Origin of the sequence: Pseudomonas sp. WS 5078, assembly GCF_012985745.1 — a bacterium.
Lineage (GTDB): Bacteria > Pseudomonadota > Gammaproteobacteria > Pseudomonadales > Pseudomonadaceae > Aquipseudomonas > Aquipseudomonas lundensis_A.
In genome coordinates this window covers 1-14243 of record NZ_JAAQWX010000015.1, presented here as the reverse complement: position 1 = coordinate 14243, position 14243 = coordinate 1, and the positions used below count along the sequence as shown (strand labels likewise).

The 14243-nt window shown below is 53.3% G+C and carries 14 protein-coding genes and 1 pseudogene; 6 read left to right on the top strand and 9 right to left on the bottom strand.

Annotation, left to right across the window (positions count from 1 at the left end; all coding sequences use genetic code 11):
* Positions 1–6: 6 nt before the first annotated feature.
* Positions 7–327 (bottom strand): YbjQ family protein, encoded by a 321-nt coding sequence (locus HBN68_RS18160; protein WP_169965699.1) that lies wholly within the window; start codon positions 325–327, stop codon positions 7–9.
* Positions 328–574: 247 nt separating this feature from the next.
* Between HBN68_RS18160 and ppnN the strand changes: the two genes are divergently transcribed.
* The gene (ppnN, locus tag HBN68_RS18155) at positions 575–1948 is read left to right on the top strand and encodes a nucleotide 5'-monophosphate nucleosidase PpnN (RefSeq protein ID WP_094993316.1); all 1374 of its coding nucleotides are present in this window, start codon (positions 575–577) and stop codon (positions 1946–1948) included.
* A 71-nt stretch (positions 1949–2019) separates the two neighbouring features.
* Here the strand turns inward: ppnN and HBN68_RS18150 are convergent, their stop codons facing one another.
* Both HBN68_RS18150 and HBN68_RS18145 read right to left on the bottom strand, forming a co-directional pair.
* Positions 2020–2553, bottom strand: a complete 534-nt coding sequence (locus tag HBN68_RS18150; RefSeq protein ID WP_169965713.1) for a DUF3087 family protein — start codon at positions 2551–2553, stop codon at positions 2020–2022.
* Between the two features lie 94 nt (positions 2554–2647).
* The gene (locus HBN68_RS18145; RefSeq protein WP_169965701.1) at positions 2648–3340 is read right to left on the bottom strand and encodes a glycoside hydrolase family 19 protein; all 693 of its coding nucleotides are present in this window, start codon (positions 3338–3340) and stop codon (positions 2648–2650) included.
* 291 nt (positions 3341–3631) lie between these two features.
* On the opposite strand from HBN68_RS18145, the gene HBN68_RS18140 reads away from it, so the two are divergent.
* The gene (locus tag HBN68_RS18140; RefSeq protein ID WP_094993313.1) at positions 3632–4084 is read left to right on the top strand and encodes a hypothetical protein; all 453 of its coding nucleotides are present in this window, start codon (positions 3632–3634) and stop codon (positions 4082–4084) included.
* Positions 4085–4092: 8 nt separating this feature from the next.
* On the opposite strand, the gene HBN68_RS18135 is transcribed toward HBN68_RS18140, so the two are convergent.
* Positions 4093–4563, bottom strand: coding sequence for an Lrp/AsnC family transcriptional regulator (locus HBN68_RS18135; protein ID WP_169965703.1), 471 nt, complete (start codon positions 4561–4563; stop codon positions 4093–4095).
* 124 nt (positions 4564–4687) lie between these two features.
* Between HBN68_RS18135 and HBN68_RS18130 the strand changes: the two are divergent.
* Positions 4688–5888: pseudogene (locus tag HBN68_RS18130) on the top strand (methionine gamma-lyase).
* Positions 5889–6213: 325 nt separating this feature from the next.
* Here HBN68_RS18130 and HBN68_RS18125 read toward each other — a convergent pair.
* Entirely contained in the window at positions 6214–7140 is a 927-nt protein-coding gene (locus HBN68_RS18125) for a LysR family transcriptional regulator (protein ID WP_094995174.1), read from the bottom strand.
* Between the two features lie 310 nt (positions 7141–7450).
* Between HBN68_RS18125 and HBN68_RS18120 the strand changes: the two genes are divergently transcribed.
* Genes HBN68_RS18120 through pcp form a run of 3 tightly spaced genes read left to right on the top strand, consistent with a single transcriptional unit; the run spans position 7451 to position 9784 of the window.
* The gene (locus HBN68_RS18120) at positions 7451–8182 is read left to right on the top strand and encodes a DUF969 domain-containing protein (protein WP_094995173.1); all 732 of its coding nucleotides are present in this window, start codon (positions 7451–7453) and stop codon (positions 8180–8182) included.
* Positions 8179–9129 (top strand): DUF979 domain-containing protein, encoded by a 951-nt coding sequence (locus HBN68_RS18115; protein ID WP_169965705.1) that lies wholly within the window; start codon positions 8179–8181, stop codon positions 9127–9129. The genes HBN68_RS18120 and HBN68_RS18115 overlap by 4 nt, the downstream gene beginning before the upstream one ends.
* A gap of 7 nt (positions 9130–9136) precedes the next feature.
* Positions 9137–9784 (top strand): pyroglutamyl-peptidase I, encoded by a 648-nt coding sequence (gene pcp / locus HBN68_RS18110; protein WP_094995171.1) that lies wholly within the window; start codon positions 9137–9139, stop codon positions 9782–9784.
* 27 nt (positions 9785–9811) lie between these two features.
* On the opposite strand, the gene HBN68_RS18105 is transcribed toward pcp, so the two are convergent.
* The 4 genes from HBN68_RS18105 to HBN68_RS18090 all read right to left on the bottom strand — a co-directional run bounded on the left by HBN68_RS18105 (position 9812) and on the right by HBN68_RS18090 (position 13700).
* Positions 9812–10870, bottom strand: coding sequence for a linear amide C-N hydrolase (locus HBN68_RS18105; RefSeq protein ID WP_169965707.1), 1059 nt, complete (start codon positions 10868–10870; stop codon positions 9812–9814).
* A gap of 104 nt (positions 10871–10974) precedes the next feature.
* Positions 10975–11796, bottom strand: coding sequence for a hypothetical protein (locus tag HBN68_RS18100; RefSeq protein WP_346010216.1), 822 nt, complete (start codon positions 11794–11796; stop codon positions 10975–10977).
* 388 nt (positions 11797–12184) lie between these two features.
* Positions 12185–12640 carry an anti-virulence regulator CigR family protein gene (locus HBN68_RS18095; RefSeq protein WP_094995169.1) on the bottom strand — a complete coding sequence of 152 codons (456 nt, stop codon included), beginning with the start codon at positions 12638–12640 and terminating at the stop codon, positions 12185–12187.
* Positions 12641–12899: 259 nt separating this feature from the next.
* Complete coding sequence (locus HBN68_RS18090; RefSeq protein ID WP_169965709.1) at positions 12900–13700, bottom strand: hypothetical protein; 801 nt, start codon at positions 13698–13700, stop codon at positions 12900–12902.
* Positions 13701–14243: the final 543 nt, after the last annotated feature.

Genomic DNA, 14243 nt, shown 5'->3' with positions numbered 1-14243 from the left:
GCAGTTTCAGTTCAAGCGCACGGCAGTACCGGTAGCAAATACCACCAGCATCCCCCCGCGACCTGACGGCATACTGATTTCAAAATTCAATCCCACAATCGCATCGGCCCGCAGCACGCCCGCACGCTCACGAATTTCGTCCGTGACTTCTGCCCGGGCTTCTTTCAATGCACGTTCCAGGGTCTGCGAACGCCCGCCGAAAAAATCCCGCATACCGGTAAAAAAATCCCGCACCACGTTGATACCGTGTACGGACTCCGCACTGACTACACCCAGATACTCCGTAATTTGACGGCCTTCAATTCGGTGAGTGGTGGTAATGATCATTAAAACTTCCTTAGGGCATGTGAGGTCGTACAGCAGGCCTCATCGAAGGACAGGTTACCTCAGACCATGAGGACACAACCGGGTTCATCATCACTCCCCTGCAGCTCTGGTCTTATGAGCAAGCAGTGTTACTGTAGAGGCCGACTGAAAAACAGCCGGCATGAAAAAGGACATGCACCCCGCGCTGGTAGGTTTGAAGGTAAAAACTGCGTCAGGTAATTTTTTGACCCGCTCAAGGAAGTTCTCAATGGTCCAAAGACACGTCATCAATGCTTCGGTCAGCCCCAAAGGCAGCCTGGAGACGTTATCGCAACGTGAAGTGCAGCAACTGAGCGAAGTGGGCTCAGGCACCAGTTACACCCTGTTCCGCCAATGTGTGTTGGCCATTCTCAACACCGGCGCTCATGTCGACAATGCCAAAACCATCCTTGAAGCTTATAAAGACTTCGAAGTCCGTATTCATCAGCAAGACCGTGGTGTTCGCCTTGAGCTGTTGAACGCTCCGGCAGATGCGTTCGTGGATGGCGAAATGATCGCCAGCACGCGTGAAATGCTGTTCAGCGCCCTGCGTGACATCGTGTACACCCAAAGTGGTCTCGACAGCCCGCGCATGGACCTGAGCACCTCCGCAGGCATTACCGACTATGTGTTCCACCTGCTGCGCAATGCGCGCACTTTGCGCCCCGGCGTAGAGCCCAAAATCGTGGTGTGCTGGGGCGGCCACTCGATCAATACCGAAGAGTACAAATACACCAAGAAAGTCGGTCACGAATTGGGTTTGCGGCTGCTGGACATCTGCACCGGTTGCGGTCCTGGCGTCATGAAAGGCCCAATGAAAGGGGCCACGATTTCCCACGCCAAACAACGCCTTACGGGCGGCCGGTATCTCGGGCTGACCGAGCCCGGGATCATTGCTGCCGAAGCACCCAACCCGATCGTTAACGAACTGGTGATCTTGCCGGACATCGAAAAACGCCTTGAAGCCTTTGTGCGCGTAGGCCACGGCATCATCATCTTCCCGGGTGGCGCAGGCACGGCAGAAGAATTCCTTTATTTGCTCGGCATTCTGATGCATCCGGACAACAGCGACGTACCGTTCCCGGTGATTTTGACCGGTCCTAAAGAAGCCGAACCTTACCTGCAACAACTCCACGAGTTTGTGGGCGCCACACTGGGCGAAGCGGCGCAAAAGCACTACCAGATCATCATCGATAACCCGGCCGAAGTGGCTCGCCAGATGACGGCCGGTCTCAAAGAGGTCAAACAGTTCCGTCGCGAACGCAACGACGCGTTCCACTTCAACTGGCTACTGAAGATTGATGAGGGTTTTCAGCGCCCGTTTGATCCGACCCATGCCAACATGGCCAGCCTGCAATTGCGCAAGGACCTGCCACCCCACGAATTGGCTATCAACCTGCGGCAGGCTTTTTCAGGCATTGTGGCCGGTAACGTGAAAGAAAAAGGCATTCATCTGATTGAGCAACATGGCCCTTACGAGATTCATGGCGATGCGGCCGTGATGAAGCCGCTGGACAAATTGTTGCAGGCTTTCGTAGAGCAACACCGCATGAAACTTCCCGGTGGCGCAGCGTATGTGCCGTGTTATCGCGTGGTGAGCTAACCCACGGCGTCATGGCTGGCCGGGCTAAAGGTGCACACGGCGGCACCCATGGCCTGGCCGGCCTTACTGTCTTATTTCAACGGCGTGAACGTTTTAACCTGCTCGATCCACGCAGGGTCCAATCGCGTTTGCTCAGTGTCGATGCTCAACGCTTCAAGCCGCGCCTTATGCAGGTCAATCTCCCGCACCATCTGGCTCAACGCACTGGAATTAGCATCCAACTGATACATCTGGGTGATCCCCAAGTGATAGAAGCGCAACAGTTTGAGCGCGCTGACATCCCCGGCCATGACACCCGCCGTAACGTGATGCATGGCGTTTGTGACCCGCATGAGGCTGCGTTTGAGTTGCCACCCGTATACCGCAGCCGCCATCCAGGGTTGTGACCAGAACACGTAACGTACCAGCATTAAGGTGACGATCAGTGCGGCGATTACCCCTGCCAGATTCAACCTGAAGTTATCCCCGCCCGGTGCGCCTGCCAGCATCACCGCCAGGCCAGAAATCACCAGCGCCAACAGGGCAAACAGTAATGCGATATAAAGCGTGCTGCGCCGGGTTTGCTGACGATAAGCCTCGGGACTCATCGGCTTGATTTCAAACATCACGGTTTAAATACCCCTGCATGGCTGGAAAACAGGCGCGCATTATGGCACCTAACCCGGCCGAGCTGAGCGTTCGCCCCTTTTATAACTCACGTTAACGTCCGGGGGCCTGACTCATCAGGTCCAGGGCTTGTTCATATAACGCTACGCGCTGAGCGTGCCCGTTAAGTCCCCCATTAATAGCGCGTGTCACACGCTCAAAATCATCGCCATCTGCCAGCTCATTGAGGTGTCGAGAACTCCAATACCAACCTGCCGACTCTACTGCCCAGCGCCATTGTTCTAGCAATTGTGGCGTGGTCAGTAAACGCTCATCCCCAAACAGGCCCAAGCTGCATCGTTGATAGTTACTCTTGCCGGTCATTTGAATCAGCCCCCTGCCGCGGTAAAGCCAACCCTCTCCTGACGCCTCATCCCCATTACCCAGACGATTGCTGTATACCCGGTTTGCAATGGCTTCAGGCTTGCGATGCAACGTCTGCGCCTCACTATTGGGAACACGTCGTAAACGACCACCCTCCATGACCGTTACGTACGCGCCCTCGGCATTTTTCTCGGCAAAACGTGAACCCCACGTTGCGGCCAAACCACCCGCACTGTAATTAAGGTTCTCAACCAACACCGTAAAACCTCCACTCTCATGACCCACCTGGGACAAAAAAGCCGCCATACGGCGCGGGGTGTTGATCTCACGCTGCTCCGCCACCCGTAGTAAAAATGGCAGGTAGTCATTCAGGAAGGGGACGCTTTTGGGGAATAACGTCGTCATTAATGCTGGCGTCAACATAGTAAACTCTTTTAGCTATTAAAAATAAAAGCTAAGCATCCGCCTGATACTCACGCACACGACCACCTTATAAATAGATACGCCTTACCACACACAGTAAATTTACCGACAATATTCAACCAAACCTAACGAACCAGCTCGTGACCCCTTATGTAATGTACCTGCTTAAGCGGAGTGAACACCGGTGTGTTACACCATATAAACTTCAGCCCACACGTCTGAAAAACTCACCATACTCCAACTAACAAACACCTCATCACTGCCTAACCCACAACAACAGGAGTTCACTCTATGAACAGGCACCCTGACGATACGATGTCTATACACATGCGCTTCATAAACAAAACGGGCTACCGACTGGACTTGGTGTCAGCTCACCACACGGCCCTAGAAGGTGCCTTTCCTCCCGAGTTATCTGACAGCAACCTTGCTGTGCGCGTGGATGCCATTCAATTCATAACCCTACCCAAACTGAGGGGGGATATTCTGATTGACTATGACGTCAAAAAATCTATATTCGAGTCGCGTGCGTCTTATGCCTTCGACAATAAAACCGTTATTTTCGAAAGCAGTTTTTTATATGCTTATGAGAAAAGGCTTAATCATCGCGCGCCCAAAATCCAGTTTTACTGGACGCATCGCATTACTTGCCCCGACCACCCCGACGTGGCCTGCCAATCGCAACTCGTCAAATGCAACACCTCTAGACCCTTTAGCTACAGCGTTGACTTCTATCTCGGGTAACAACCTTATTAAAGTGCCAAGGGCATCTTGCGCAGCGGCTTTACTGACTTGAAAGAGAAACTTGAATAGATTTCCTTTACCGCCGGTAAAGTTTGCAGTACTTCACGCGCAAACTCACCAAACGACTCAAGGTCTTTAGCCACCACTTCGAGCAAAAAATCATAACGGCCCGAGATGTTATGGCATGCCACGATCTCAGGAATATCCAGTAGGCATTGCTCGAACTTTCTGGCAGTTTCCTGAGAATGGGAAGCCATCATGACACTGACAAACGCCGTAACGCCGTAGCCCAAATGCTTGGGCGACAGGATGGCTTGATAGCCGGTAATCAGCCCTTGCTCTTCGAGGATTTTGACCCGTCTCCAACAGGGTGAGGTGGTCAGCGATACCTTTTCCGCCAGTTCGGCAACTGTTAATCGCGCATTGTTTTGCAAGGCTGCTAACAGGGCTTTATCGGTTCTATCCAGCGGACTGGGCATACTGTGCCTCTCAATCTCAGCGTGAAGGGTATTTATTCCAATAACACGCGTTTCATCCCCTGGATTTGGAATTTATCGTGTCGAATATGAGCATAGCATTGTAGGAAATATCGGAGCGCTCAGCATGAACGACAAAAAAAATGAGTTCGGCTTTTCTACCCGCGCGATTCACCACGGCTACAACGCGCTTGAAAATAATGGGGCCTTGATTCCTCCCATTTATCTCACTTCCACCTTCGCATTTCCCTCCACTGAATACGGTGCAGCCTGTTTTGCCGGAGAAGAAAGCGGGCATTTTTATACCCGTATTTCCAATCCAACCCTGGCCCTGCTCGAATCCCGCATGGCAACGCTGGAAAATGGTGAAGCCGGTATCGCTTTCAGCTCTGGCATGGGCGCCATTGCAACGACCTTCTGGACCTTACTGCGCCCGGGGGATGAGTTGATTGTGAGCCGCACCCTGTATGGCTGCACGTTTGCTTTGCTACACCACGGCATTGGCGAGTTCGGGATCAAGGTCAAGCACGTCGACATGGCTGACATGCAAGCACTTGAAGCCGCCATCACCCCCGCCACGCGCATGGTCTACTTTGAAACCCCCCGCCAACCCCAACATGCAATTGGTGGATATCGCAGCGGTAGCTCGTATCGCCCACGCCTACCCCGACATTACCGTGGTTATCGACAACACCTACTGCACTCCTTATTTGCAGCGACCGTTGGAATCAGGCGCTGATATCGTTGTGCATTCGGCAACCAAATACCTGAGCGGCCACAGCGACATCACGGCTGGCATTGTGGTCACGTCACAGGCACTGGCCTCGCGCATTCGCTTGCAAGGCTTAAAGGACCTCACCGGGGCCGTGTTGTCGCCCCACGATGCATACCTGCTCATGCGCGGGCTCAAGACCCTGGCTTTACGTATGGACCGCCATTGCAGCAGTGCTCAGTTGATTGCGCAGTATTTGGAGCAACACCCGGCAGTGAAGTCGGTGTCGTATCCGGGGCTACCCTCGTTCGCACAACATGAGCTGGCTAAATCCCAAATGCGCCAGCCCGGAGGGATGATTGCTTTCGAGCTAAAGGGAGGCCTGGAAGCCGGCAGGTATTTCATGAATGCCCTGCAACTGATCAGCCGAGCCGTCAGTCTGGGCGGTGCTGAATCCTTGGCGCAACACCCTGCCAGCATGACCCATTCGGCTTACACCCGGGAGGAACGTGCACGTCACGACATCAGCGAAGGCCTGGTGCGCCTGGCAATAGGCCTTGAAGATGTGGAAGACCTGCTGGCTGATGTTGAACAAGCCCTCACTTACTGCGTCTGAATGCCCTTGCCCAACAGAAAAGGCCGCTGGTTTAGCAGCGGCCTTTTGATGTTCGGGGGATCAACCCGGCGGAATAGTGGCAAGGATACCGATCCCAATGGTCAACAGCAGAAATCCTCCCAAAAACCAACCCATCTTAGCCATATCAGTTCCTACCGTAAGTGTGTCGAAAACCAGAACGTGAGCATCAACGGACGGCATCCCTGCACCGTTCAAGGTTCGATGCCTACTTGAGCTATCTGACTGAGTGTAATTTTCTGCCGATTGTGAGCTGCAATACAGGCGCAGTTGATTCATAAAAATACGGATCAGATGACAAGCTGTACTAGTCGAGGGGCTTGGGCAATATCAGGTGACCCGGTTTAACGGCGCGCTGGTAGTCGGCCACAACCGCTTGGGCGAGGCTGACAACCGCTTCATTGAGTTCAAGGCCTGCGCCGACGCGCCAACTGGCATAGACCGAAAAGCCGGGGCCGGCGCACATCGGCAACTCAACCAGGCTGCCATGACGTAATTCGCGGCTGACCAGCACCGGCGGCAGGACACCAATACCAAACCCATCAGCCACCAGCTTGATAATGGCTGCCACCGAATTGATGCAACTGATGCGTGGCGCGCTAATGCCTTGCTGATGCAGGTAATTGAGCACATCCTGATGCGGCCGGGACAACCGCGAGAAGGTCAGCAACCGTTCCTGACAGAGCGCTTCGAGCCCGTCATAAGGGCGATCAAGAGGGGTTCCTCTGGCCACCACCCAGCGCAACGGATAGCACGCCAGATGCCTGTTACGCACACCGTCGGCCCGTAATAAATCTGTCTGGAATATCAGATCCAGTTGCCCTTTGAGTAATTGCTCATTCAAGTTCAGGGCTGTATCAGCCGTCAGCTCTACTTCAACCAACGGATAGTCGCGACTAAGAGCGTTAATCAGCTCGCTCAGCCAGCTATGGATGACTGTATCCATGACACCAATGCGTAAACGGCCCGAAAACGTATCGGCCTTGCCCAACGACTGGAGCATGCGCTGCTGGGTCGCCAGCATTTCTTCCGCGTAACTCAGCACGTTGTGCCCTTCACGCGTCAGGTTCACACCCCGCGAGTCACGTTGAAACAACTGCACGCCAAGTTCGGCTTCCAGCACCGAGATACGGCTTGAAATGGCCGCTTGCGTACTGGATAGCTTTTCGGCAGTTAGTCGGAAACTGCCGAGCCGGGCCACCCATACAAAGGTCAAAAGGAATCTCATGTTCATGAAGGTTGCCCGTTCACGCTAAACAAGGTCGCCACTGTAAACCCTTGCAACAACTGCAAGCCAGCCCGATCCCGCGTGCAATTGGCCAAACTTTTTTGTTCAGCGGTGACAACTTTTTTTGACTGGACGCAGTGGGTAAAGCGCCCAAAGATATCGCTCAATGACGCCCGCTCATGGGACGCCAACAATAAAAAAACACGCTGAGTCCGGCAGCGAATCAATTTTGCGAAAGTGAGCCCGACCGCTTTCGCCTTGCGCGCACACCAGCCTGCCCTGGCGTTGCGGCAACCAGCCAAGGGATTCACTCCCCATGCAAACCGTCGTCAATCTATGGCCCTTATTGGGCGTATTCGTGATCATCGCGGGCTTCGTGCTGCGCTTCAACCCACTGCTCGTGGTGAGCCTGGCAGCAATCGTGACCGGCCTTGCAGCCCACTTTTCTCTGGAGCACATCATTACGCTGATGGGGGAAGGATTTCTTGAAACCCGTGCCTTGCAATTAATCCTGCTGCTACCGCTCGCAGTGATTGGTTTGCTGGAACGTCATGGCTTGCGTTTGCACGCACAGAACTGGATAGCCACCTTTCAACGCGCGACAGTCGGCCGTTTATTGATCATGTACCTCTTCGTGAGAGAAACCACCGCAGCGATTGGGCTGACCAGCCTTGGCGGTCACCCGCAGATGGTGCGCCCGCTCCTGGCGCCGATGGCCGAAGGCGCGGCTGAAAATAAATACGGGAAATTGCCCGAGGCCGTGCGTCATAAGGTACTGGCGATGTGCGCCGCCACCGACAATGTCGGCTTGTTCTTTGGCGAAGATGTGTTCGTGGCATTTGGCGCAATCGCCTTGATGCATACGTTCTTATTGGGCTCTGGCCTCGATGTAGAACCTTTACACATCGCTTTTTGGGGAATTCCCACAGCAATCTGCGCCTTTATCGTGCATGCGCTGCGCTTGTATCGCTTCGACTCGCAGCTGACGCGCCAACTGACCCCACGTGAATCTTCCATCGAGCCGACCTCACCGGAGGTTGCACGATGATCATCTCCATTGAGTACTTTTACTGGCTGGCAGGCGTGTTGTTAATGGTCACTGCCGGCATGATCGCTTGCGATCAAAACCACCCCAAACGATGGAGCAGCAGCCTGTTCTGGGCGCTGTTTGCCATCGTGTTTCTGGTAGGCGATCGCATACCTCCGTTCGTTGTAGGTGCAGGCGTGCTGGTCATGGCGTTGATTGCAGGCTTTGGCGGCATAGGCCGCGGGACGCATGCCGAGTTGCACGTCAAGGCAGCACGCGCCAGCGCCGGGAGACTGGGGCACAAGCTGTTCCTCCCTGCCCTGTCGATTCCATTGGTGACGGTTATCGGCTCCATGCTGCTCAAAAACACGCAAATCGAGGGCGTCCCGCTGCTAGACCCGAAAAACACCACGTTCGTGTCCTTGGGACTGGGCTGTATTGTGGCGTTGATTCTGGCATGCCTTCTGACCCGTGATTCCCCCCTGCAAAGCCTGCGCGAATCGCGTCGTCTGACAGAGGCACTGGGTTGGACCATGGTGCTGCCGCAAATGCTCGCCATGCTCGGGCTGTTGTTTAACGACGCCGGGGTGGGCTCTGCCGTCGCCCATGTCGCAACGTCCTACATCAATATGGACTTCCGCTTGATCGCAGTGATGGTCTATGTGCTGGGGATGGCATTGTTTACCGTGATCATGGGCAACGGCTTTGCCGCGTTCCCGGTCATGACAGGTGGTGTAGGTGTTCCGGTGCTGGTAGGCATTTACGATGCCAACCCGGCAGTGATGGCCGCCATCGGCATGTTCTCTGGCTACTGCGGCACACTCATGACACCGATGGCGGCCAACTTCAATATCGTGCCGGTCGCCCTGCTGGAAATCCCGGACAAATACGCCGTGATCAAAGCGCAAATGCCTACGGCATTGATGATGTTGGTCGTCAATATCGTCCTGCTCTATCTGCTGATGTGAGGTGCCCATGCGTACCGTATTACTGACAGGTTTCGAACCGTTCGATCAAGACCCGATCAACCCTTCATGGGAGGCCGTAAAAGCGCTGGATCAAACCCTGATCAAGGAGGACGTCCGGATCGTCTCGCGGCAGTTACCCTGCGTATTTTCCCAGGCCCCGACGCGCTTGCTTGAGCTACTCGTGTCATTCCAGCCAGAACTGGTGATTGCCGTTGGATTGGGCCCGGGACGAACCGATATTTCGATCGAGCGCGTGGCAATCAATCTCAATGATGCGCGAATCCCCGATAACCTGGGCGAGCAACCTATCGACACGCCTGTGGTCTGCGGCGGCCCCGCAGCCTACTTCAGCACATTGCCCATCAAGGCAATGGCGCGGGCGCTAAAGGCCGAAGGCATACCCGCGTCAGTGTCGCAAACGGCCGGAACTTTTGTCTGTAATCAGGTGTTCTACTGTTTGCAACACGCCTTGACGGGCTCTGGGGTGCGCAGCGGTTTCATTCACGTGCCCTATTTACCACAACAAGCCGGGCTCGCCCCGCAACCCGTGGCGTCCATGAGCCTTGCTACACAGGTTCAAGGGTTGCGCGTGGCAATCATCACGGCACTTGAGACTGTGGATGACCTCCACGAAACAGGGGGACAAGTGAGCTGAAGGCTAACGGTGCAATAATGTGAACCTTCAGGCGCCCTGAAACTGAAAAGGTGCCGCCTTTTCAAAATCTGCGGAAACCTCGCCCGAGTAAATCGTGCTTTGATTCGGCCCCAGATCCAACTTTTTGACTACCCCTGTGGCCTGGGTGAAATCCAGCTTTTTAAGGTCGACCCAAAATGTATTGGGGGTCATGGCGGACTCAAAAAAATACAGCTGTTGTTTATGGTCAATCACGGACCGCCACCGCGTGGACGATATGTTCGGCTCTCCGGGGGTGGTGATGCCATAGGGTACTGACACATTACGAATCACACTGAAAACGCTAGCCAGCGCGAGACGCGGGTCCTGGGATTTAGGCACGGCATTCACGTAGAACGAAGCACGGGCAAAACGATCCGCAGACCGGTTGGTGCCCGGTAGCATGACGGTGCCGCCGATAGCCTGCCAATACGCATTCATCGCCAGCTGTGCGTCAAAAGCCGGCGAGTTGGTCATCACCTGATAGGCCCGGTCATGATGGATGACTTGTTTGCCGTCAATGTATTCGATGATTGCACTGTCGCCCGATGCATCCGACATCGATAAATGCAAAGTGGCCAGGCGTCCTTCGCCGGGTACATCAGCGGTAATCACATTAAAGGGCTCGGTTTTGAGCACGTCCACAGCTTCTGACACGCTACTGAAGTTATCCAGTACGTACTGAGCCCAGGCAGCAATACTCAAGCCTGGCCGGGTTTTATCGAAAGGTGGGTAGTGTGACTCCACCAGCCACAACAAATTGGCAGACAGGCCTGCCTCGTTCACGCCGTCGGTGGTTGCAATGTCATAACCCGAAGCGATGACGCTGCCATATTTCGATGTCCACTCAAGCGAGTTGGGTCCCACCTCGCCATTGCGCTTCATACCTTGGGGAAACACCCACAGGTTAGTGGCCACGTCGGTTTTCCAGTCCATGGAGCGGGCGGTAATCACCTGCTGGTTGTCACCCAGGTACACCAACCGTGTACAGGCCTGCACCACAGGAACCGCGCTGATAAAAGCTGCCAGTGACAGCACACATGCTCTGGTGATGCATGCAGTTTTCATTTCTATGATCCTCAAATAATCACCCGTGCCCGGGGCTGGCACAAAGACACATCACGCTGGTGTCAACACAGCAAGGCCCAGCACCAAGACCTGTCAGCCAAGGATTAAAAGCGCATGGAAAGGCCAATTACCGGTCCGCGCTGGGTCACATCATATTTGAACGTATTGCCAGTAAAATCTCGGGTTCGATAGTCCTGCGCCAAGACTCTGTAGCCCACGCGCACGAGCGTGGGATGCTCAAAAACATAGGTTCTGTAGCCCAAATAGGCTTGAGCGTTGTAGGTTTGCTTGGCAGAGGTATCAAGACCTCCGGCATCGGCTTCGCCTGAAAGCGTCCACCGGTCTGTCAGATCCGCCTGCATGCGCACGCCAATAAACGGGTCTGTCCAATGGGTTTTCTTCTTCGTACTGAAGCCCAGCGAGTCAATATTCACTTTGGTAGACAACTGACTCCAGCGCACGCCTACCGTAGGCTCAACGCGCCATGTGCGCGGTTCGCCGAAAACTGTCGAGCCACCCAATGCCTGCTCATACACACGGTAATAGACGCCCGCCGCGAATGTGGACTGAGTGATTGAAAGACCAATCTTTTGCCCATAGAGCCGTTCTGACTGACGGGTTTTAGCGTACACACCATCCACATAAAAGCCGACCGTGCGATTGGTGATTTCAAGGTTGCCCATGAAAACAGAATTCAGGTTATTGAAGACCTCACGAAAACCCACGTCAGCCTTGGTATCAATGCCCGCCAGTGAGACCTGCCCATTACTGGAGGGTGCCCAAACAAACGGACTCGCCAAAACCAACCACTCGCCGCTGCCTGCCCTACTGTCTCGGTCCCCGGGACGGGTATTTTCACCCATGACCAAGGACGGCATGAGCAGCAAACCGCACACTAACTGCCATTGCACGCGCTTCAAAACCATGTCGACTGTCACCTCCCCTGACCGCTTTTGCTCTCAGCGCTTAGGTATAGGCGTTAATCCACAAGGGCGCGTACAAGCTTGAAGAAAAAGATGAAACGTTTGTCATGCAAACGTCACCTCGGCGACCACAGGGGTAACTAACCTTACAGATCAACAAAGTGACTACAGGAGTTACCCACGATGTTTGCCCACGAAAGTACCGGACTGATCACCTTGAGCGTCATCATACTGGCCTGTGTATCTGCCCTAGGCCTTCATGGTGCGCATGCGCTATGGAATACGTACATCAGAACCAGACGTTGAGTGTGGCTGAGCACTCAAGCCATCCCCCCCGGATATCCTCTATCACCGTGCCAGCACCACAGCCCGGCCCGGCCCTTGCGCGCCCTCAATCAAACGCTCCATTGAGCACTTCATAGATGAGACCGCTGGCTATAGAAACCAAAACTAAATCCGCCCCCGCTTGTTGCCACTCATAACCCTCGTAGCGAGGTAATTGATTTAACAACCTGCCATCCAGCTTTTTAGCAATACCGGGAGGAAGTGGTTTACCTCTGGCCAGATTCTTTTGAATACCAGGTGGCAGGGCTGGACCGGGTCTCCAATAATCGCGATGACCTCCCAACACCCCTAATATATTGTCCCGGTCAATATGAGGTGAACGCCCCCAATTGCCCTCCTTGCCGCCCTGACCTTTGCCCCCTTCATTACCATGCCCCTTGCCACCTTGAGCATGGCCTTTATCAGGCCCTTTACCGTTACCGGGGTCGCTGAATGCTGGGAGCGAACTCAATGCAAAAGAACAGCAAATAGCAGCAGTTGCAAACACACGTAAAGTAAACATGACCATCCTCTCGGGTTAGGGAGTGCTCGACTTGCCCTGATTGAAAGTAGCTCAATCATTACATGAGTGTAAAACTACCCCCACTCAACACAGCGCGCCAAGGATTACTTTTTTATTTCCTCAAAAGGTAAAGCAGCACAATTTGGCAAGCATGCCAAAGGCGAAGATATCCTGAATTAAAATCAGCGTGCCTATACAGCAATGGCGTCACAGGCACGCGGATATTTTATATAAAGAACAACACACCAAGTGTTAGGATTCAAATAAATCTAATCTTATGGCCACCGGTCCCCCATGTTGGAAGATTTGGATCGTGTGGTGCGAAATCCACAGAACCGCCGCATATAGCGTACGCTTCTTTTGGCCAGCCTGTATAAGCCTCCTTTGGCACCCGCATCACGTACTTCGCTTCCGGGGATGCGTCATAACGTTGAATAGTCGAATAAAGAATGGTATAGACATCGTCGATGACTGTCATAACTACCCAGCTTAAGGCCACAATGCTTGGAAACGCTATATTTTTAATCGGCTGAAGCTCGACATCAAGTCCATCCGGATAGTTGCCCACAATAATGTCGCCGTTTTCCAACCCTTCGACAACGGGTTTATCGTAGGTAAGCCGTGTCGTTACACGAACGGGCAATTCTAATGAGGCAGTAGAATCATCGTCCAGGTGAACGTTATAACTAATCGTGAGTTTTTTACCTTCAAATTGCTTTAAATCGCTGGGTGGTATTTTGAATAAAAGCTCATCGGGTGGCGACACTCTCTCACGTGTGGTCTTGTAAACGGCGGGGCCTTCAACCTCCTTAAAATAGACATCAACAAGCGATGATATGGGCAGGTCAGTCGTTGGAACACCTACTGAAAGCTCATAGTTCCACTCTGTTAACTCATAGGGAAAAATGATGCCCTCTGTTGAGTGGGATAAAAAAGGCAAGCCTACCCGATATAGAGTAGGACTGACGAACGCACGACCACCGACGGGTCTATGGAGGGTGCTGTTAAATCCTTCAAAATCACTTCTTGCCGCCTGTATTTTATTCACCTTAGTCATCATTAACTTCACCAGTATGTAGATAAATCCAAAGGACAAAGATCCGTGTCAAAGACATGGTCTTAACAGAGAAGCGGCCAAACTAAAGCGCAGGAAATTTCAGATCATTAACCAACTCATCACTTTTAGATAAACCCAACGAGTCCCCTAACAAAGATGAGCAACCCACACCTTCACGCGCCTAAGGGAATACTCCGCCACATCTTTATTACTATTAATGAATAGCCTGAAACACGTGACGAAGCCAAATTACGCCCGGCATTTAACCTTGTCCACTGTCAAAAGTGACAGGTTTATTTACCGTTAGTCGTACTTATCACTGCTCACTGTAGAGAGATGTAATGGAGGCACAAAATGAGAGGCTCTGTCCGAAATTAGCCGAAAAGAGTGTGAAATACACGACCGCCCTGACTCACTAAGGAATCTCCGAACAAGTTTTCAAATGTGCTGAAATACGCCTGACCACCTGATCCGAGCCGCCCATGAGCCAGATGAGCCAGATGAGCCAGATGAGCCAGATGAGCCAGATGAGCTTTTCCGATTTCG